Source organism: Azotobacter beijerinckii, assembly GCF_900110885.1.
GTDB classification, from domain to species: domain Bacteria; phylum Pseudomonadota; class Gammaproteobacteria; order Pseudomonadales; family Pseudomonadaceae; genus Azotobacter; species Azotobacter beijerinckii.
Window position 1 is genome coordinate 58,366 of sequence record NZ_FOFJ01000015.1, and the last position, 17,055, is coordinate 75,420.

Here is a 17,055-nt window from a genome sequence, read left to right on the forward strand (position 1 = left end):
CGGCGCCAGCCGTTCCCCGCGAAGCGGGCGGGCCCGTGCGACGCTGCCTGCCGAGGCAGGCGGGGAGGCGCCACCGGTGCGCGAACGCCGCACGGGCGTACGGAAATGTGCACCGGCCCCGGCGATTTAGTACGCGATCGTGCGCCTGGCGCCGGCGGAGTCGGTATTTCCGGGCGTCGGGCTGCATGGAACGGAGCTTGCTGTATCTCCGTTCGGGTGCCGCCCTGCCGGCGGCGCGACGAATGCCCGGAGACACTCTTCTGCCCGTCATGAAAGCCATCAGATGCGGACTGCTGCCCGGCGAATCCCGGGCGGTGGTGGAACGACTCAACGAACCCCTGCGGGTCTACCTGGAGCGCTGCCTGGGCCGGCCGGTGAAGCTGCTGGTCGGCGGCAGCTACGTGGCCACCGGCGAGGCGCTGCGCCGGGGGCAGCTCGATCTGGCCTACCTGGGGCCGGTGACCTACATCCTGCAGAGCCGCCACGCCGGCCTGGAGCCCTTCGCCCGGCCGACCCACGGGGGCAGCCGGGGACCCACTTTCCAGGCGGCGATCATCGTGCCCGCCGACAGCCGGGTGGAGCGCCTCGAACAGCTGCGCGGCGGCGAGATCGCGATGGGCGACCTGGCCTCCACCTCCGGCGCCTGGGTGCCCCGGCACATGCTGCTGGCGGCGGGCCTTTCCGCCGACCAGGACTATGTGCGGCGCAGCCTCGGCGCCCACGACCAGGTGGCCGCGGCGGTGGCGGCCGGCCGGACGACGGCCGGAGGGCTGTCCCTGACGATCCTCCGCCGCCTGCTCGCCGAAGGGCGGCTGGACGGCCGTGCCGTGCGCATCCTCGCCGAGTCGCCGCCGATCCCCGAATACCTCTGGACCTTCCGCGAGGGACTGCCCGCCGAGTTGCGCGAAGCCCTGCGCCAGGCCTTCGTCGAGCTGCGCGAGCCGAGGGCCCTCGACGCCTACGCGGCACAGGCCTTCATTCCCGCGGTGGACGCCGATGTCGACCGGGTCCGCCACTGGATGGAGGAGATCCTCCAGGCCCGCCTGCACGCCCGCGGGCTGGAGGCTGCCGGCGAGTCCGGGGCGGCGCCCGCCGCGCGGGGCCAGGTGCTTTCCTGGCGGCGTCCGCGCGGGCAGGCCGGAGCGCGCTCGTGAACCGCCGTTCCCAGACGTTGCCGGCCGTGCTCGCCGGCGTGGAGGTTGCGATGCAGGACAAACCCTGCGAGTGGGACATGGGGGAGTGTCGCACCGAGCTGCTGCCGTTGCTCGGCGAGCTGGGCCGTATCGCTACCGAGGGCGGCGATCTGGCCGGCATCCTGCAGGTCCTGGTGGAGCTGATGCAGCGCCATCTGAAGGTGACGCGGGGCCTGGTCAGCCTGCGCGATCCCGAGTCCGGGCGGATCTTCATCCAGCAGGGCTGCGGTCTGACGGAAGAGGAACAGGCCTCGGGCAGCCTCGCCCGCGGCGAGGGCATCGTCGCCCAGGTGGTGGACAGCGGCCGGGCGGTGGTGGTGCCCGGGGAGGCGGGCGGGCAGTCCTTTCTCTGCGTGCCGATCCGCCGCGACCGCAAGGTGCTCGGCGCCATCGTCGCCGAACGGTATTACGCCAACCGGCAGATGCTCGAACTGGATGCGGAGATCCTCGCCATCCTCGCCGCCACCACCGCCCAGGCGGTGGAACTGCACCTCCAGGAGCACGTCCGCAAGGCGGCCCTGGAGGACGAGAACCGCCGCCTGCGCTCGGCCCTGCAGAACCGCTTCAAGCCCAGCAACATCATCGGCAACTCGCGGCCCCTGCAGGAGGTCTACGCGCTGATCGAGAAGGTCACCCGCTCGCGGACCACGGTGCTGATCCTCGGCGAGAACGGCGTCGGCAAGGAGCTGGTGGCCAGCGCCATCCACTACAACAGCAGCAACGCCGACGGCCCTTTCGTCAAGTTCAACTGCGCTGCCCTGCCGGAGAGCGTCATCGAGAGCGAGCTGTTCGGCCACGAGCGCGGCGCTTTCACCGGCGCGGCGAGCCAGCGGCGCGGGCGCTTCGAGGCGGCGGACGGCGGCACCATCTTCCTCGACGAGGTCGGCGAGCTGTCCCTGGCCATGCAGGCCAAGCTGCTGCGGGTGCTCCAGGAAAAGAGCTTCGAGCGGGTCGGCGGCAACCTCACCCATCAGGTCGACCTGCGCATCCTCGCCGCCACCAACCGCGACCTGCGGGCCATGGTCGAGCAGGGGCGTTTTCGCGAGGACCTCTACTACCGGCTCAACGTCTTCCCGATCACCGTGCCGCCGCTGCGCGAGCGCGGCGCCGACATCGCCACCCTGGCGGAGCATTTCGTCGCGCGTTTTTCCAGCGAGATGGGCATCGACGTGGAGCGGATCGCCACGCCGGCGCTGAGCATGCTGATGTGCTACCACTGGCCGGGCAACGTGCGCGAACTGGAGAACGTCATCGAGCGGGCGGTGATCCTCTCCGAGGGCGGGACCATCGACGAGCGGCATCTGCCGCCGTCCCTGCAGATCCCCGCGGCATCCGAGAGCACCGCCGGCGGCATCCTCGACGTGCGTCTCGGCCAGGCCGAGTACGACCTGATCGTCGAGGCCCTCAGACTGCATAAGGGCAACATGACCGAAGCCGCCACCCACCTAGGCCTGACCCGACGCATCCTCGGCCTGCGCATGGCCCGGCACACCCTGAACTACAAGGACTTTCGCTGAGCCTGGCCGGCCGCGCTTCAGGACCGGCCCAGCGACTGGCCGGTTTCGGCCTTGCCCGGCGAGCCGCTCAGACCAGCGGCTCGTCGTCGCGGATCAGCACGCAGCGCCGGCCGTGCTCGTCCTCGCGGCAGTCGTGCACGTAGAACATCACCACTTCCCCCGTATCCAGCGTGGCCGCCACGTAATCGCCGACCTCGACCGCGAAGAAGCGGCGCGACGCCGGCGCGGCCTCGCATTCGATGAAGGCGGTGACGAACAGCTCCGGATCGGCTTCGTCGAAAAACGCGGCGCGTGCCTCCTCGTCCCACTCCTCCGGCGCCTGGAACGGCCCGCCGAAGAGGATTTTGGCATCGCCCAGATCTTCTTCCTCGGCGTCCGGGTCGTGCTCGTCCGGCCGATAGACCGTGCACTCCTGCGCCGCCTCGCTGCGCAGGATCGCCTGCCGTGCCGCCAGACGCCGCTCCGGGTCCAGCCCGGCGGCCTGGCATATCTGCACCCATACCGCGTTCGGGACGGATGCCTGGTTGTGTTGCTTCATGGGAATCTCCGTTGTCGTGAGGCTGCCGGCCGTTCAGCCTGGGCGCTGTATTGTCCTGCATTTGGGAAAGGCTGATCAGCCCCGGAATGGGTTCGCCGGGGCTTGGCTGGTTGGAGCGTTCGTCGAAGAACAGGCGGGACGCCTGAAACGCTTCCATCGGCCCCGTACGCTCTGCCACCGAGCCCGGATGAGCCGGTCCGGGGGCGCGCCAAGCGCAGCGCGAGGGGCCCGTCGGCTGAACAGCAAGCCCCGTACGACGGGTACACTGGCGCTCCCCCACAGACAAACGGGGATCATCACTGGGAGAGCGACGGTATGTTCAGCGTATTTCAGGGGCTTTTGGGGCTGGCCGTTCTGATTTTGCTGGCCTGGATACTCAGCGAACGGCGTTCGCTGGTGCGTCCCAGGGTGATCGTCGCCGGGCTCTTGTGCCAGCTTGGACTGGCGGCCGTGTTGCTGAAGTTTCCCGGCACCAGCCAGGTGTTCGAGCCTCTCACCGCTCTGGTGCAGGCCCTGCAACAAGCCACCGCCGCCGGTAGCGCCTTCGTCTTCGGCTTCATCGGCGGCGGCGCGGCGCCTTATACCGTCACCAGCCCGTCCAACGGTTTTGTGTTGGCGTTCCAGGCCTTGCCCTTAGTGCTGGTGATCAGTGCCCTGTCGGCGCTGCTGTTTCACTGGCGAATCCTGCCGTTGGTCGTCAGGGGATTTTCCTGGCTACTCCAGAAAACCTTCGGCATTGGCGGGCCCGTGGGATTTGCCAGTGCCGCCAATGTCTTCGTGGGCATGACCGAGGCCCCCTTGCTGATTCGTCCCTATCTGTCGAGCATGTCGCGCAGCGAGCTGTTTGCCGTCATGGTCACCGGCATGGCCACCATCGCAGGAACCGTGATGGTGCTTTACGCCATCCTTCTGGAAGGCACCATTCCCGATCCGCTCCGGCATCTGCTGATCGCGTCGCTGATCAGTGCGCCAGCGGCCCTGTTGATTGCCCATGTGATGATTCCTCCCGGGCAGGACCCGGCAGAACAGCAGGCATCCCCCCTGCCACCCGCAGACCCGATCCGTTATCACGGTGCCATGGATGCCGTAACCCGGGGCACCCTGGATGGCCTGCAACTCTGGCTCAACATCATCGCCATGCTGCTGGTTCTGGTTGCCCTGGTGCATCTGGTCAATCTGGGGCTGGCAGGGATGCCGGAGGTCGACGGAGCGCCGCTGACGCTGGAGCGCCTGCTGGGCTGGGCGATGGCCCCCATCGTCTGGTTGACTGGCATTCCCTGGGCCGAGTCCATGACCGCCGGGGCGCTGATGGGCGTCAAGACGGTATTGAACGAGTTCATCGCCTACCTTCAACTCGCCGGCTTGCCGGAAGGTGCGCTGAGCGAACGCAGCCGCCTGATCATGACCTATTCGCTGTGCGGATTTTCCAACATCGGCAGCCTGGGCATCCTGATCGGCGGCCTGGGTGTGCTGGCGCCTGAGCGTCGTGGCGAAATTGTGGCGCTCGGGCTGCGAGCCCTCTACGCCGGAACACTGGCAACCCTGATGACGGGGGCGGTGGCTGGCCTGATTATTTGATGGTTGCCAGGCGCCGGCGCTCCCGAGTGGGCACGCTCATCATTAAGCAACTGGAAGTCCAGCAAGGCTTGCAGCAGTTCGGCAACCTTGCGACGACGCTTGGGGCGTCGAGCGATGACGATGGTTTTCCCGTGTGCGAATCGACAGCGTCCAGCCCGTAGCGACGGGTCGGTTGCGTAGGCGCTGGGATCATCACTTGCCGACCTTCGGGACTCCGCAGGGCAAGGAGACTGAAGACGGCATGGGTACAGAAAGTACGGGTATTTCTCGGCGGATCTCTCGACGGCCGAAAAGTCCGCCGAGAAATACCCCGGCCTTTCGACCGGAGTATTTACTGGCTAGCTGATGGAAGCCGATTTAGGCCTGGTTAGCCGGGATGATCTGGACATTGTCGATGGTGTCCGCCGCTTCCGGCGAGCCGACGATGGCGATGGCCACCTCGGCCTGGGTAGCGTGGTCGCTGTTGAGCGCGTCGAGCCAGAACGCTTTGCCATCTGTGTCGGCCGCGCGGCCAAAGGTGTTCTGGTAGAGCAGTTCGACGAACGCGTCGTTATCCAGCGAACTATTGGCGTCCTGGAACTCCGTCGAGTTCAGGAAGGCATTGGCGACGTCGGTCGGCGATACTGCGTCTTGGTCGAGCTGGTCGAGCCAGTATTTGGCACCGTCCACGTCGGCGGAGCGGTCGAAGAGCGCTTCGTACAGGCGCATCGCTTCGGCATTGTCCTCGTTGTCGACGATGACGACGTTGTCCTCCGTGCCGAAGCTCAGGACTTCCGTGTTCTTCAGGGTGAAGGACAGGGAGCTGTCGCTGTTGTGGGTCGCCACCAGGCTGTCGTCATCGACCGAGAAGCTGTAGTCGGAAGAGGAGAGTTCGGAGGCGAGCTTCACCTGCACGACGTCGAAGCCCTTGCCGGCGTCGATGGTGTCCTGGCCTACGGTGAGATCGATGGTGTCGTCGCCGGAGGTGGCCACTCCGGTAGGTAGCAGGACGCTGTCGATGGTGTCCGCCGCCTCCGGCGAGCCGACGATATCGAGGGCCACCTCGGCGCGGCTGACGCCGTTCTGGAGCTGCTCGAGCCAGAAGGTCTTGCCGGCTTCGTCCGACGAGCGGCCCAGGGCGTTCTGGTAGAGCAGATCGACGAAGGCATCGTCGCTCAGCTCGCCGTTGCTCTGGAACTCCGTCGAGTTCAGGAAGGCATTGGCGATATCGGGCAGCGGCACCCCCTGGTCGAGCTGGCCGAGCCAGTATTCGGCGCCGCCCACGTCGGGGGTGCGATCGAACAAGGCCTGGTACAGACGCATTGCGCTGGCCTGGTCTTCGTTGGCGGCGACCACTACCTGCTTGGTTCCGGCCAACTGGCTGGTGAAACTGAAGATTTCGACGTTGGTGACGCTGGTCGACGAGTAGGCGGGAAGCAGTGAGCTGCGTGCCACCAGCCGGCCATTCACGACCTCGAAATCGAAATTGTCGCGGTTGCCGTTGATCTGCACGAGATCGAAGCCTTCGCCACCGTCGACGGTGTCGTGGCCGAGGCCGGCATGGATGGTGTCGTTGCCTGCGCCGGTCGAGACGAGGTCGTTACCGAAGCCGCCGGTGACCGAGTCGTTGCCGTCGCCGGTGGTCAGGATGTCGTTGCCGAGTCCGCCGGTCAGAGTGGTGTTAGATGCCATTCTAGTGTTCTCCCTTTGAATTACTCATCACTGTTTCGGAAAATCGATCGAGCCGTTACCTAACTGTGTTACGGAAGATATGCATAGTTGCTGTGTCGCTCCGGGGGGAGCGGGAGGATATGCTGGACGGCTTTGGGGATAATGACCAGTCGCTGTGCGACCAGTTGTTCGGTCCCGTTCGGATTTGATAGTTCTGTTTTTTGTCGAGGGCGGAGGCCAACGGGGAGTGCTCCCCGAAAACTGTCTGCCCCGAATTCGTAATGGGTGGCGCGTTGCCCGGTGAGTGCGAAGGCAGCGGACATGGGGGCATGGCGGGTTTCGCCCGGGGCCGCTCGACGGAGGGCCTTCGAGTCGTCGTGGTGAGTTTGGCGTCCCAAGCCAACCATTCTTGGCGACGATATCGTCGGGGTTCCGATATGACCGTGCAGCTTGAACTGTACGGGTTGCAGGGAACTAGCTTTCGGTGGCGTGACAGGTTTGGGGGTGGCGGAGGGGATCTGATCGATCCGGAATTGGATCTCGGCGCTTCCGCCTTCGGGGTGGTATTCGGTGATCGGCGCGCCGGCCTGCGCCCCTTTGATGCACACTGGCGCTGTAAAGGGGGATCGGGCGATCCCGCTGGCCGGGGAAAGGTCGACTACCCCTTTGCCGGTGGGGGCTTGGGGAAACTGGCTGAGGCTGCTGTTTCGGGGCGCGAATATGCCGGAGACGTAGCGGTAAATGGATATCCCGACGTCTAATGCGACACTCTGGGGCGGTACTTTCAAAAAATAAAAGCTCATGCTCGCTGGCATAATTCAGCTCCGCTGAGAAGCTGATTGCCATGGAGAGCTATGCCACTGAATGGGTACTGCTTCCGTGCCATGCATAAAGCCATTCCTTTGATGAGGCTTCGGCAATGCTACTATCTTGTTGATGCTTGTGGGTACGTCTAGGGGCTGTTGACGTTTCTAATCAAGAGCTTTGAAGAAGAGAAAAGAGCAAACCCACAGAGCAGAATCGAAGCTCCCGAATCAAACTGCAGACCGACAACCTTATGCGAATCCGAGGGCAGTATGTGGATCCTGCGAGGGGTTGTCAGCTACCGGCGGTCACCTGACCGTTGAAATGGACGTCGAGCAGTCGCTCGAAGTTCCAGTAGTAATTGACAGCAGGTTTAGGAGGGGAAGGGCTACAGACGTAATTCCTTGATTTGATTGGTGGGCCCGCTGGGACTCGAACCCAGGACCAAAGGATTATGAGTCCTCTGCTCTAACCGACTGAGCTACAGGCCCCCAGAAGGCGGGCGGATTATAGCGGCGGTTTTCTGCCTGCGCCAAGCGACAGGAGCAGCAAAGGCCGCTATCTGCCGCAAAATCGGCAGACCTCTTCTTCCGCACGAGGTGTTTTCGGCAGCAGTTGTCCTCCGATGCAGCGCAGCAAGAGCATGGTTGCTTTTCCGGCAACCTGATGGCTGGCGGCTGTCGGGTGGCAGCCGCGCCGGAGTGTCTGTCAGCCCGCCGACACCTTGCCGGGCTGCTGGCTGCGGGCGCGTAGGCGCTCGGCATCGTGGATATCGAAGATGCCGTTGCCGGCGCGGCTGAGGATGCCTTCGCGGGCCATCCGGTTGATCAGGGAGGAGACGGTCTGGCGGGTGGTGCCGAGCAGCCGGGCGATGTCCTCGGTGTTGAGGTCCAGCTCCAGGCGCAGACTGCCCTGGTGGGGGCGGCCCCTGCGCGCCAGCATGCCATCGAGAAAGCGCGCTAGGCGGCCCTCGACGTCGCGAAAGGCCAGATCTTCGATGATGCCCATGCAGTTGGCTAGGGTTGCGCCGAGCACGCGGATGATCGCCGGCACGGCGCTCGGCAGCGAGCGGAGCGTGGCCATCATCCGGGCGGTGTCGCCCATCAGCACCTCGCTCGGGCGCACGGTCTGGACGTAGGCCTGGCTGTGTGTGCTGTAGATGTCTCCGGCCTCGAGGAAAGTGAGGGTGTATTCCTTATCCTCGAGGGCGAGGAATACCCGGATGCGCCCGCTGCGCACGATGAACACGCTGTCGCGCTCGCCGCTCGGGCTGCCGAGCAGTTCGTCTTCGACCAGCTGGCGCTGGTGAAAGCCCTGCAGCAGTGCGGCCTGGGTGAGCGCGTCCAGGCGTTCGAGCAGGTTGCTGGGATCGGGACCGTTCATGGTGTCTGTCGTCGGGGAAGGGCAGTGCCGCACGGGGTCGTTTCGCTGCTCGGTCGGCAGGCGGAAAGCAAGACCCCCGGCGAGCCGGGGGTCTTGTCTTCACTCGTCGAGGAAGGAGCGCAGGTGCTCGCTTCGCGAGGGGTGGCGCAGCTTGCGCAGGGCCTTGGCCTCGATCTGGCGAATGCGTTCGCGGGTCACGTCGAACTGCTTGCCGACCTCTTCGAGGGTGTGGTCGGTGTTCATGTCGATGCCGAAGCGCATGCGCAGCACCTTGGCTTCCCGGGCGGTGAGGCCGGCGAGGACTTCGCGGGTGGCTTCCTTGAGGCTTTCTACGGTCGCCACATCGATCGGCGACTGCATGGTGGAGTCCTCGATGAAGTCGCCCAAGTGCGAGTCTTCGTCGTCGCCAATCGGGGTTTCCATGGAGATCGGTTCCTTGGCGATCTTCAGGACCTTGCGGATCTTGTCCTCGGGCATCTCCATGCGCTCGCCGAGTTCTTCCGGGGTCGGCTCGCGGCCCATCTCCTGCAACATCTGGCGGGAGATGCGGTTGAGCTTGTTGATCGTTTCGATCATGTGCACCGGAATGCGGATGGTGCGCGCCTGATCGGCGATCGAGCGGGTGATCGCCTGGCGGATCCACCAGGTGGCGTAGGTCGAGAACTTGTAGCCGCGACGGTATTCGAACTTGTCCACCGCCTTCATCAGGCCGATGTTGCCTTCCTGGATCAGGTCGAGGAACTGCAGGCCGCGGTTGGTGTACTTCTTGGCGATGGAGATCACCAGGCGCAGGTTGGCCTCGACCATTTCCTTCTTGGCGCGGCGGGCCTTGGCTTCGCCGATGGACATCTGGCGGTTGATGTCCTTGATCTCGGTGATGCTCAGGCCGACTTCCTGCTCGAGGTCGATCAGCTTCTGCTGGCACTGCTTGACGTCGTCGGCCAGCTTGCCGAGGGCTTCGGCGTACTTGGCCTTGCCCTTGGCGAGGAAATCGATCCAGTCCCGGTCGACCTCGTTGCCGGGGAACTGGCGGAGGAAGTCGGCGCGCGGCATGCGCGCATCGCGTACGCACAGTTGCATGATCGCGCGTTCCTGGGCGCGCACGCGGGCCAGGGAGTCGCGCACCCGGTCGACCAAGGTGTCGTACTGCTTGGGCACCAGCTTGATCGGCATGAACAGGTGCGCCAGCGCCTGAAGCTCTTCCATGGCCTGGGCGCTGCCGCGGCCATGCTGCTGGAGGACCTGGCGAGCCCTCTCCATCTGGTCGGCGACGGCACCGAAGCGCAAACGGGCGACTTCCGGGTCGGGACCGCCGTCGCCTTCTTCCTCCTCGTCCTCTTCGCCCTCTTCCTCGTCCTCTTCGTCCGACGCTGCGGGGGCCGCGGCGCTCTTGCTCTTGAGGTCGACGGGAACCTCGGCTTCGGCGGGAACCGCCGAGTCGTCGTCGGGATCGATGTAGCCGCTGAGGATGTCGGAGAGGCGGCCGCCTTCGCTGGTGACGCGCTGGTATTCGTCGAGGATGCTGTCCACGGTGCCGGGGAAGTGGGCGATGGCGCCCATCACCTCGCGGATGCCTTCCTCGATGCGCTTGGCGATCTCGATCTCGCCTTCGCGGGTGAGCAGCTCCACGGTGCCCATTTCGCGCATGTACATGCGCACCGGGTCGGTGGTCCGGCCGATGTCGGTCTCCACCGCGGCCAGGGCGGCGGCGGCTTCTTCGGCGGCAGCTTCGTCGGTGTCGGCCTCAGCCAACAACAGGGCATCCGTATCCGGAGCGCTCTCGAATACGTTGATCCCCATGTCGTTGATCATGCGGATGATGTCTTCCACCTGTTCCGGATCGGAAATATCCTCCGGCAGGTGGTCGTTGACCTCGGCGTAGGTCAGGTAACCCTGTTCGCGGCCGCGAGCGATCAACTCTTTGATGCGAGACTGCTGTTGAGCTTTTACGGACATAACACCCTATCCACTGAATGTTCTGGCGGGCTGAAAAGCTAAATATTATAGCTGATGCTTGACCTCACGCGCCAGTTGAGGTCGGGGAGGCGGGGGATGCGTTGCGGCTGAGCAGATCGCGCAGTCGAGCCTTCTCTTCTGCACTCAGTTCGCCTTGGCGAGCTTTGCGAAGTAGCTGTTCGATACCACGCTCGCGCTGACGGGCCGCTAATTTATTTATAGTGTCGAAAAATTGTTGTTCAAGGTTGTCTGTCGAAATCAGCCATTCCTTTTCCGCCAGGGCGCGCAGCAGGCGGCCCTGTTCGGTGCCGTGCCAGCGGGCGATCAGTTGCAGGGTGCTACTGTGCGGGTTCTTTTGCAGCGCCTCCAGCAGGGCGACCAGCAACTGGGCGTAGGTGTCGTCCTCGCTGGCGAAATGACTGGCGTCGGCGACCTTCTGGGACAGTTGTGGGTGGTGGAGCAGGGTGCGCAGCGCGCTCAGGTTGGGCGGTTCGACGCTGATTGCGGTGCGTAGTCGCGGCGGGAAGTCGCTGCGGCCCTTCCGATAGCCGTTGCGGTCTTGCCCCCTCCACTGGCCCTTGCCGTAGGCGGGGCGCTCGAAGGGTGCAGGCGGTCCGGGCTCGGCGAAGTCGGGGTAGCCTGCGTGGCTGGGTTCGGCCTGGTAGTAGGCGTCTTCCGCGTGGGATGGCTGGTTGTGACCGGGCGTGGGCGGGGTGCCGCCGGGCAGTCCGGTGATTTCGCCGAGGCGCTGGCGCATCAGGGTGCGCAGGTTGGCGCCGGGAATTTTCTCGATCAGCGGGGCGGCGAGGGTCGCCAGGTGCGCCTTGCCTTCCAGGGTGCGCGGGTCGGCCTCCGCGGTCAGTTGTTGGAAGAAGTAGTCGGCCAGCGGTCGGGCCTGTTGCTCCAGGCGGGCTAGGAAGGCCTCGCGGCCTTCGGCGCGTACCAGGCTGTCCGGGTCCTCCCCTTCGGGAAGGAACAGAAAGCGCGCGCGGCGGCCGTCCTGCAGGCTCGGCAGGGTGGCCTCGAGGGCGCGCCAGGCGGCCTTGCGGCCGGCCTGGTCGCCGTCGAAGCAGAACAGCACGCTGGGCACCAGGCGGAACAGGCGTTTGAGGTGCTCCTCGCTGGTGGCGGTGCCGAGGGTGGCCACCGCATTGCGCAGGCCCTGCTGGGCCAGGGCGATGACGTCCATGTAGCCCTCGACCACGATGACCTCGTCGAGGTCGCGGTCGTGCCGGCGTGCCTCGAAGAGGCCGTAAAGCTCCTGGCCCTTGTGGAATACCGGGGTTTCCGGGGAGTTCAGGTACTTCGGCTTGTCGTCGCCGAGCACCCGGCCGCCGAAGGCGATAACCCGGCCGCGGCTGTCGCGGATCGGGAAGATCACCCGGTCGCGAAAGCGGTCGTAGCGCTTGCCGGTCTCGGCGTTCTCGATCAGGAGGCCTGCATCGATCATCGCCTTCTGCTGCAGGGCGTCGCCGCCCAGATGCTTGAGCAGGTTGTCCCAGCCGGGCGGGGCGAAGCCGAGGGCGAAGTCGCGGGCGATGGTGCCGGACAGGCCGCGTCCCTTCAGGTAGTCGACGGCGGCCTGGCGCGCCGGATGGCTCTTCAGGGCCTGGCGGTAGAACTCGGCGGCGGCGGTCAGCAGCGGATAGAGCGGCGAGTCGACGCTCTGGTGCGGCTTGTGGCTGCGCCCGCCGTCCTCGCGCGGGACTTCCAGGCCGGCGCGCTTGGCCAGCTCCTCGACCGCCTGGGGGAACTCCAGGTGGTCGTGGTCCATGAGAAAGCCCAGCGCGTTGCCGCCGGCGCCACAACCGAAGCAGTAGTAGAACTGTTTGTCCGGACTGACGGTGAAGGAGGGGGTCTTTTCCTGGTGGAAGGGGCAGCAAGCGCTGTAGTTCTTGCCGGTCTTCTTCAGCTGGACGCGCGAGCCGACCACCTCGACGAGGTCGGTGCGGTTCAGCAGGTCGTCGATGAAGCCTTGGGGGATCAGTCCGGCCATGGGGTTTCCGGTTCGGGCGGGTGCCGGGTGGCTCCAGAAACGCAAAAAGCCCGGTTTCGGCCGGGCTTTCCAGGAGCGGCGAAGCCTTGCTGCAGCTTAGTACAGGCGCTCGCGGCGGCGCTGCTCGCGCTGCACTTTCTTGGCGTGGCGCTTGACGGCGGCGGCGGCCTTGCGCTTGCGCTCGGAAGTGGGCTTCTCGTAGAACTCGCGGCTGCGAACTTCGGCCAGAACGCCGGCTTTTTCGCAGGAGCGCTTGAAGCGACGCAGGGCTACGTCGAAGGGTTCGTTCTCTTTAACTTTGACGGCGGGCATCCAGGGCTACCTTAACTATTGACCGGTGGTGAACGCCCTCTCCGGACTCGGCTCGGGAGAACGTCGATTCTCAAGGGCTGCGGATGTTACCTCATTTGCCCGAGGCAATGCAAAGCCCACGGCGCGAAAAGCGCTGGTCTGCGGGGTGGTCGGCGATTATCATGCGCCCCTTGATTTGTCAGGCTAAAAGGTCGAACCCATGCTCGTTCTGGGGCTGGAAACTTCCTGCGACGAAACCGGCGTCGCGCTTTACGACAGCGAACGCGGCCTGCTGGCCGATGCGCTATTCAGCCAGATCGATCTGCACTGCGTCTATGGCGGAGTAGTGCCCGAGCTGGCCTCGCGGGATCACGTCAAACGCATGCTGCCGCTGCTGCGCCAAGTGCTCGACGAGTCTGGCTGCACGCCGGAGGACATCGACGGCATCGCCTATACCGCAGGACCTGGCCTGGTCGGCGCGCTGCTGGTCGGCGCCTCCTGCGCCCAGGCGCTGGCGCTGGCCTGGGGGATTCCGGCGCTCGGCGTGCACCACATGGAGGGCCATCTGCTGGCGCCGATGTTGGAAGAGCAGCCGCCGCAGTTCCCGTTCGTCGCCCTGCTGGTTTCCGGCGGGCACACCCAACTGGTGCGGGTCGACGGCATCGGCCGCTACCAGGCGCTCGGCGAGTCGCTGGACGACGCCGCCGGCGAAGCCTTCGACAAGACCGCCAAGCTGCTCGGCCTCGGCTATCCCGGCGGGCCGGAGATCGCCCGGCTGGCGCAGGACGGCCGGCCGGGACGCTTCGTCTTCCCGCGGCCGATGACCGACCGGCCGGGACTGGATTTCAGCTTCAGTGGCCTCAAGACCTTCGCTCTGAATACCTGGCAGCACTGCCAGGCGAGCGGCGACGACGGCGAGCAGTCGCGCCGCGACATTGCCCTGGCCTTCCAGCAGGCGGTGGTGGAGACGCTGACCATCAAATGCCGGCGAGCGCTGAAACAGACCGGCCTCGCGCGCCTGGTGATCGCCGGCGGGGTGAGCGCCAACCAGGCCTTGCGCACGGCCCTGGAGAAGATGCTCGGCGAGCTGCATGGCCGGGTGTTCTATGCACGGCCGCGCTTTTGCACCGACAACGGTGCGATGATCGCCTATGCCGGCTGCCAGCGTCTGCTGGCCGGCCAGCAGGACGGGCCGTCGATCCAGGTCCACGCGCGCTGGCCGATGGAGACCTTGCCGGCGGTTTGAGGTCGGACGCGCGGGGCTAGAAATGCCGCTCCCGGCCGGCGAAGAGGTCATGCAGGTTGCCGCGATGGCGCCAGACGATCACCCCGTAGAGCAGCAGCGTCGGCAACAGGGCCTCGGGTTGCTTCCAGGCCAGCAGCGGCAGGCAGAGCGGGATGGCGGCCAGGGCGGCGAGGGAGCTGGTGCGGGTGAGGGCGAAGATCAGCAGCCAGGCAGCGACGGCCGGCAGCGCGGCAGGCGGATAGACGCCGAGCAGTAGTCCGGCGGCGGTGGCCACGCCCTTGCCACCGTGGAAGTGGAAGTACAGGGGATACAGATGGCCGAGCACCGCGGCCAGGCCGATCCAGGCCTGCTGCTGGACGCCGAGGCCGGCATGCTGGGCGATCAGCACCGGCAGCAGGCCCTTGCACAGGTCGCCGAGCAGGGTGAGCGCCGCCAGTCGCTTGCCGGCGATGCGCAGCATGTTGGTGGTGCCAGGGTTGCCCGAGCCGCAGGCACGCGGGTCCGGTCCGCCGCTCAGGCGGCTGAGCAGGATGGCGAAGGACAGCGAACCGAGCAGGTAGGCGAGGATCGCCAGCAGCCAGAACATGGGATCCATTCCGGGGTGAGAGCACCCGATTCTAGCGGGGCGCAGCGCCCTTCGTGGAGATGAATTTGGACAAAGTGTTTATCGAGGGCCTGGAGGTCGACACCGTCATCGGCGTGTACGACTGGGAGCGCGGCATTCGCCAGTGCCTTCGGCTGGATCTGGAGTGCGGCTGGGATGTCCGGGCGCCGGCTGCCGGGGACGCGCTGGCCTGCGCGCTCGATTATGCGGCGATGACGGTGCGCATCCAGGCTTTCGCCGGCGAGGCGCACTTCCTGCTGGTGGAAACCTTCGCCGAACGCCTGGCCGGCGTGCTGATGGCGGAGTTCGGCATGCCTTGGCTGCGCCTGCGGCTGACCAAGCCGGGCGCCGTTCCGGCCGCCGCCGGGGTGGGTGTGGAGATCGAGCGCGGATGTCGCTGACTCCCGTGCTGCTCGGGCTCGGCAGCAATATCGAGCGTGTCGCCCATCTCACCGCCGGTCTCGAGGCGTTGGCCGGCTTTCTGCAGGATCTGCGCTGCTCGCCGGTGTTCGAGAGCTTGCCGGTGGGGATCAGGAGCGGGCCTTTCTATAATCTGGTGGTGGCCGCCAGTACCGATTTGCCGTTGCTCGAGCTGGATCGCCGGCTGAAATTCATCGAGGCGGACAATGGCCGCTATGCGCCCGACCGCAAAGGGCTGCCGCTGGATATCGACGTACTGATGTACGGCGAACGGGTCGGCAATTTCGACGGGTTGGTGCTGCCGCGCCCGGAAATATTGAAGAACGCCTTCGTGCTCTGGCCGTTGGCGCTGTTGGTGCCGGAGCAGCGCCATCCCGGTGCGGGCTGCGCCTTCGCCGAGCTGTGGCGCGAGGCGCGGATCGAGCAGAGCCTGTGGCCGGTTTCCTTCCCATGGCGCGGGGCAGAGCTGACACCGGTGGAGCTGCGTCGGGCCTTTCCGCTGCCGACGGAGCGGTAGTTGCGCCGCTTTCAGTCTTCCTCGTCGACCTGCTGCGCAGGACCGGCCTTGTAGGTCTTCAGTGCCCGCTGCCGCTCGTGCTTGAGCGCCTCGCCGAGCGCGGCGCCTTGGAGCCCCCTTTCCAGCAGCGGTTTGACATCCACCGCCCGGGCGGCCGCGGCGGCGCCACGCAAGTAGGCGGCCTGCGGATAATCGCGCCCCTCCAGGTCGAGCCGGCCGCGGGCGTCCATCTCGCAGGCGGCGATGAACTCCTCGAAACGTTGCGGACGGCGGTAGACGTCGAAGTGCTGGAGCAGCTCGAGCAGGGTGGCGGGGCGCAACTCCTGGGCGCGATGGCCATGGGTGTGGTATTCGCCGACCAGCAGGGCGAGTTCCTGGCAGTCGCGGGGCGCCTTGCAGCGGGCGTTGACTGCGCGGATCGGCTTCAGGCCCTTCTGTTCGTGGGCGATGTGCCGCGGCCACTCGCCGGGAGGCGTCAGCCCCTTGCCCAGATCGTGCAGGAGACAGGCCCAGCGCACGGTCAGCGGCTGTTCGTGCTCGGCACACTGGCGCAGCACGGCGAGCACATGCTCGCCGGTGTCGATTTCCGGGTGGTGGGCGGCCGGCTGCGGCACGCCGAACAGGGCGTCAACCTCCGGGAGCAGCTCGCGCAGGGCACCGCAGTCGCGCAGCACCTGGATGAACATATCCGGGCGCGGCTCCATCAGGGCGCGGGAGATTTCCTTCCAGCTGCGCTCGGCGGTGAGCGCCTGCAGCTCCCCGGATTCGGCGAGTCGGCGCATCAGCGCCAGGGTTTCCGGGGCGATCCGAAAGCCCAGCGGCGCATAGCGGGCGGCGAAGCGCGCCACGCGCAGGACGCGCAGCGGATCTTCGGCGAAGGCCGGGGAGACGTGTCGCAACAGCCGCGCCTCAAGGTCGCGCCGGCCCCCGTAGGGATCGATCAGCCGGCCTTCGGCGTCCTCGGCCATGGCGTTGATGGTCAGATCGCGGCGCAGCAGGTCCTCTTCCAGGGTCACCTCGGGACTGGCATAGAAGGTGAAGCCGCCGTAGCCGTGGCCGCTTTTCCGCTCGGTGCGGGCAAGGGCGTATTCCTCGCCGGTTTCGGGGTGCAGGAATACCGGAAAGTCCGCGCCGACCGGGCGAAAGCCCTTGGCCTGCAGCGCTTCGGCGCTGGCACCGACCACTACCCAGTCGACCTCGCTGATCGCTCGCCCGAGCAGACGATCGCGTACCGCACCACCCACTTTATAGATTTGCATGTCCACCTCCTGGACAGAGCATAACGGGTGGGCAGGGCGGGGGGAACGGAAGAGAGGCGACCATTCCCGGCAACAGCAGGTGCCGTCCAGCGACGGCAGGCCG

At 66.1% G+C, this 17,055-nt stretch carries 15 protein-coding genes and 1 tRNA gene; 7 read left to right on the forward strand and 9 right to left on the reverse strand.

Going from position 1 to position 17,055, the window contains the following annotated elements:
• Nucleotides 1-185 precede the first annotated feature (185 nt).
• Together phnD and BMY22_RS10030 are read left to right on the forward strand one after the other, a co-directional pair.
• On the forward strand, nt 186-1,154 hold the full coding sequence (gene phnD / locus BMY22_RS10025; RefSeq protein ID WP_090621651.1) for a phosphate/phosphite/phosphonate ABC transporter substrate-binding protein: 969 nt from the start codon (nt 186-188) through the stop codon (nt 1,152-1,154).
• 50 nt (nt 1,155-1,204) lie between these two features.
• A complete protein-coding gene (locus BMY22_RS10030) occupies nt 1,205-2,710 on the forward strand; it encodes a sigma 54-interacting transcriptional regulator (RefSeq protein WP_279626355.1) in 1,506 nt (501 codons plus the stop codon).
• A gap of 67 nt (nt 2,711-2,777) precedes the next feature.
• Here the strand turns inward: BMY22_RS10030 and BMY22_RS10035 are convergent, their stop codons facing one another.
• Nucleotides 2,778-3,248 carry a hypothetical protein gene (locus BMY22_RS10035; RefSeq protein ID WP_244158840.1) on the reverse strand — a complete coding sequence of 157 codons (471 nt, stop codon included), beginning with the start codon at nt 3,246-3,248 and terminating at the stop codon, nt 2,778-2,780.
• A gap of 315 nt (nt 3,249-3,563) precedes the next feature.
• Between BMY22_RS10035 and BMY22_RS10040 the strand changes: the two genes are divergently transcribed.
• The gene (locus tag BMY22_RS10040; protein WP_090621652.1) at nt 3,564-4,826 is read left to right on the forward strand and encodes a NupC/NupG family nucleoside CNT transporter; all 1,263 of its coding nucleotides are present in this window, start codon (nt 3,564-3,566) and stop codon (nt 4,824-4,826) included.
• A 357-nt stretch (nt 4,827-5,183) separates the two neighbouring features.
• Here BMY22_RS10040 and BMY22_RS10045 read toward each other — a convergent pair whose 3' ends face one another.
• A complete protein-coding gene (locus tag BMY22_RS10045; RefSeq protein WP_090621654.1) occupies nt 5,184-6,497 on the reverse strand; it encodes a DUF4214 domain-containing protein in 1,314 nt (437 codons plus the stop codon).
• Nucleotides 6,498-6,913: 416 nt separating this feature from the next.
• Here BMY22_RS10045 and BMY22_RS23750 point away from each other — a divergent pair, with 416 nt between their 5' ends.
• Complete coding sequence (locus BMY22_RS23750) at nt 6,914-7,237, forward strand: hypothetical protein (protein ID WP_143068477.1); 324 nt, start codon at nt 6,914-6,916, stop codon at nt 7,235-7,237.
• Nucleotides 7,238-7,694: 457 nt separating this feature from the next.
• On the opposite strand, the gene BMY22_RS10050 is transcribed toward BMY22_RS23750, so the two are convergent.
• The 5 genes from BMY22_RS10050 to rpsU form a co-directional block, all read right to left on the reverse strand.
• Nucleotides 7,695-7,771: transfer RNA gene (locus BMY22_RS10050), tRNA-Ile, on the reverse strand.
• Between the two features lie 217 nt (nt 7,772-7,988).
• Entirely contained in the window at nt 7,989-8,663 is a 675-nt protein-coding gene (locus BMY22_RS10055) for a Crp/Fnr family transcriptional regulator (RefSeq protein WP_090621655.1), read from the reverse strand.
• Between the two features lie 99 nt (nt 8,664-8,762).
• Entirely contained in the window at nt 8,763-10,619 is a 1,857-nt protein-coding gene (gene rpoD / locus BMY22_RS10060; protein ID WP_090621657.1) for an RNA polymerase sigma factor RpoD, read from the reverse strand.
• 64 nt (nt 10,620-10,683) lie between these two features.
• Nucleotides 10,684-12,615, reverse strand: coding sequence for a DNA primase (gene dnaG, locus BMY22_RS10065; protein ID WP_090621659.1), 1,932 nt, complete (start codon nt 12,613-12,615; stop codon nt 10,684-10,686).
• A gap of 96 nt (nt 12,616-12,711) precedes the next feature.
• The gene (rpsU, locus tag BMY22_RS10070; RefSeq protein WP_010795989.1) at nt 12,712-12,927 is read right to left on the reverse strand and encodes a 30S ribosomal protein S21; all 216 of its coding nucleotides are present in this window, start codon (nt 12,925-12,927) and stop codon (nt 12,712-12,714) included.
• A gap of 199 nt (nt 12,928-13,126) precedes the next feature.
• Here rpsU and tsaD point away from each other — a divergent pair, with 199 nt between their 5' ends.
• Entirely contained in the window at nt 13,127-14,152 is a 1,026-nt protein-coding gene (gene tsaD, locus BMY22_RS10075; RefSeq protein WP_090621661.1) for a tRNA (adenosine(37)-N6)-threonylcarbamoyltransferase complex transferase subunit TsaD, read from the forward strand.
• Nucleotides 14,153-14,168: 16 nt separating this feature from the next.
• Here the strand turns inward: tsaD and plsY are convergent, their stop codons facing one another.
• Nucleotides 14,169-14,738, reverse strand: coding sequence for a glycerol-3-phosphate 1-O-acyltransferase PlsY (gene plsY / locus BMY22_RS10080; RefSeq protein ID WP_090621662.1), 570 nt, complete (start codon nt 14,736-14,738; stop codon nt 14,169-14,171).
• Between the two features lie 65 nt (nt 14,739-14,803).
• On the opposite strand from plsY, the gene BMY22_RS10085 reads away from it, so the two are divergent.
• Nucleotides 14,804-15,157 (forward strand): dihydroneopterin aldolase, encoded by a 354-nt coding sequence (locus BMY22_RS10085; RefSeq protein WP_090621712.1) that lies wholly within the window; start codon nt 14,804-14,806, stop codon nt 15,155-15,157.
• The gene (gene folK, locus BMY22_RS10090; protein ID WP_090621664.1) at nt 15,148-15,693 is read left to right on the forward strand and encodes a 2-amino-4-hydroxy-6-hydroxymethyldihydropteridine diphosphokinase; all 546 of its coding nucleotides are present in this window, start codon (nt 15,148-15,150) and stop codon (nt 15,691-15,693) included. Before BMY22_RS10085 ends, folK begins: the two co-directional genes overlap by 10 nt.
• Before the next feature lie 11 nt (nt 15,694-15,704).
• Here folK and BMY22_RS10095 read toward each other — a convergent pair whose 3' ends face one another.
• Complete coding sequence (locus tag BMY22_RS10095; RefSeq protein ID WP_090621665.1) at nt 15,705-16,952, reverse strand: multifunctional CCA addition/repair protein; 1,248 nt, start codon at nt 16,950-16,952, stop codon at nt 15,705-15,707.
• Nucleotides 16,953-17,055 lie beyond the last annotated feature (103 nt).

What these genes read in the sequence shown, in the direction of transcription:
- tsaD (WP_090621661.1), top strand. Translation starts at nt 13,127, where the DNA reads ATGCTCGTTCTGGGGCTGGAAACTTCCTGCGACGAAACCGGCGTCGCG.
- plsY (WP_090621662.1), bottom strand. Translation starts at nt 14,738, where the DNA reads ATGTTCTGGCTGCTGGCGATCCTCGCCTACCTGCTCGGTTCGCTGTCC.
- rpsU (WP_010795989.1), bottom strand. Translation starts at nt 12,927, where the DNA reads ATGCCCGCCGTCAAAGTTAAAGAGAACGAACCCTTCGACGTAGCCCTG.
- BMY22_RS10040 (WP_090621652.1), top strand. Translation starts at nt 3,564, where the DNA reads ATGTTCAGCGTATTTCAGGGGCTTTTGGGGCTGGCCGTTCTGATTTTG.
- BMY22_RS10030 (WP_279626355.1), top strand. Translation starts at nt 1,205, where the DNA reads ATGCAGGACAAACCCTGCGAGTGGGACATGGGGGAGTGTCGCACCGAG.
- BMY22_RS10055 (WP_090621655.1), bottom strand. Translation starts at nt 8,663, where the DNA reads ATGAACGGTCCCGATCCCAGCAACCTGCTCGAACGCCTGGACGCGCTC.
- BMY22_RS10045 (WP_090621654.1), bottom strand. Translation starts at nt 6,497, where the DNA reads ATGGCATCTAACACCACTCTGACCGGCGGACTCGGCAACGACATCCTG.
- BMY22_RS10035 (WP_244158840.1), bottom strand. Translation starts at nt 3,248, where the DNA reads ATGAAGCAACACAACCAGGCATCCGTCCCGAACGCGGTATGGGTGCAG.
- rpoD (WP_090621657.1), bottom strand. Translation starts at nt 10,619, where the DNA reads ATGTCCGTAAAAGCTCAACAGCAGTCTCGCATCAAAGAGTTGATCGCT.
- phnD (WP_090621651.1), top strand. Translation starts at nt 186, where the DNA reads ATGGAACGGAGCTTGCTGTATCTCCGTTCGGGTGCCGCCCTGCCGGCG.
- dnaG (WP_090621659.1), bottom strand. Translation starts at nt 12,615, where the DNA reads ATGGCCGGACTGATCCCCCAAGGCTTCATCGACGACCTGCTGAACCGC.
- BMY22_RS23750 (WP_143068477.1), top strand. Translation starts at nt 6,914, where the DNA reads ATGACCGTGCAGCTTGAACTGTACGGGTTGCAGGGAACTAGCTTTCGG.
- BMY22_RS10095 (WP_090621665.1), bottom strand. Translation starts at nt 16,952, where the DNA reads ATGCAAATCTATAAAGTGGGTGGTGCGGTACGCGATCGTCTGCTCGGG.
- folK (WP_090621664.1), top strand. Translation starts at nt 15,148, where the DNA reads ATGTCGCTGACTCCCGTGCTGCTCGGGCTCGGCAGCAATATCGAGCGT.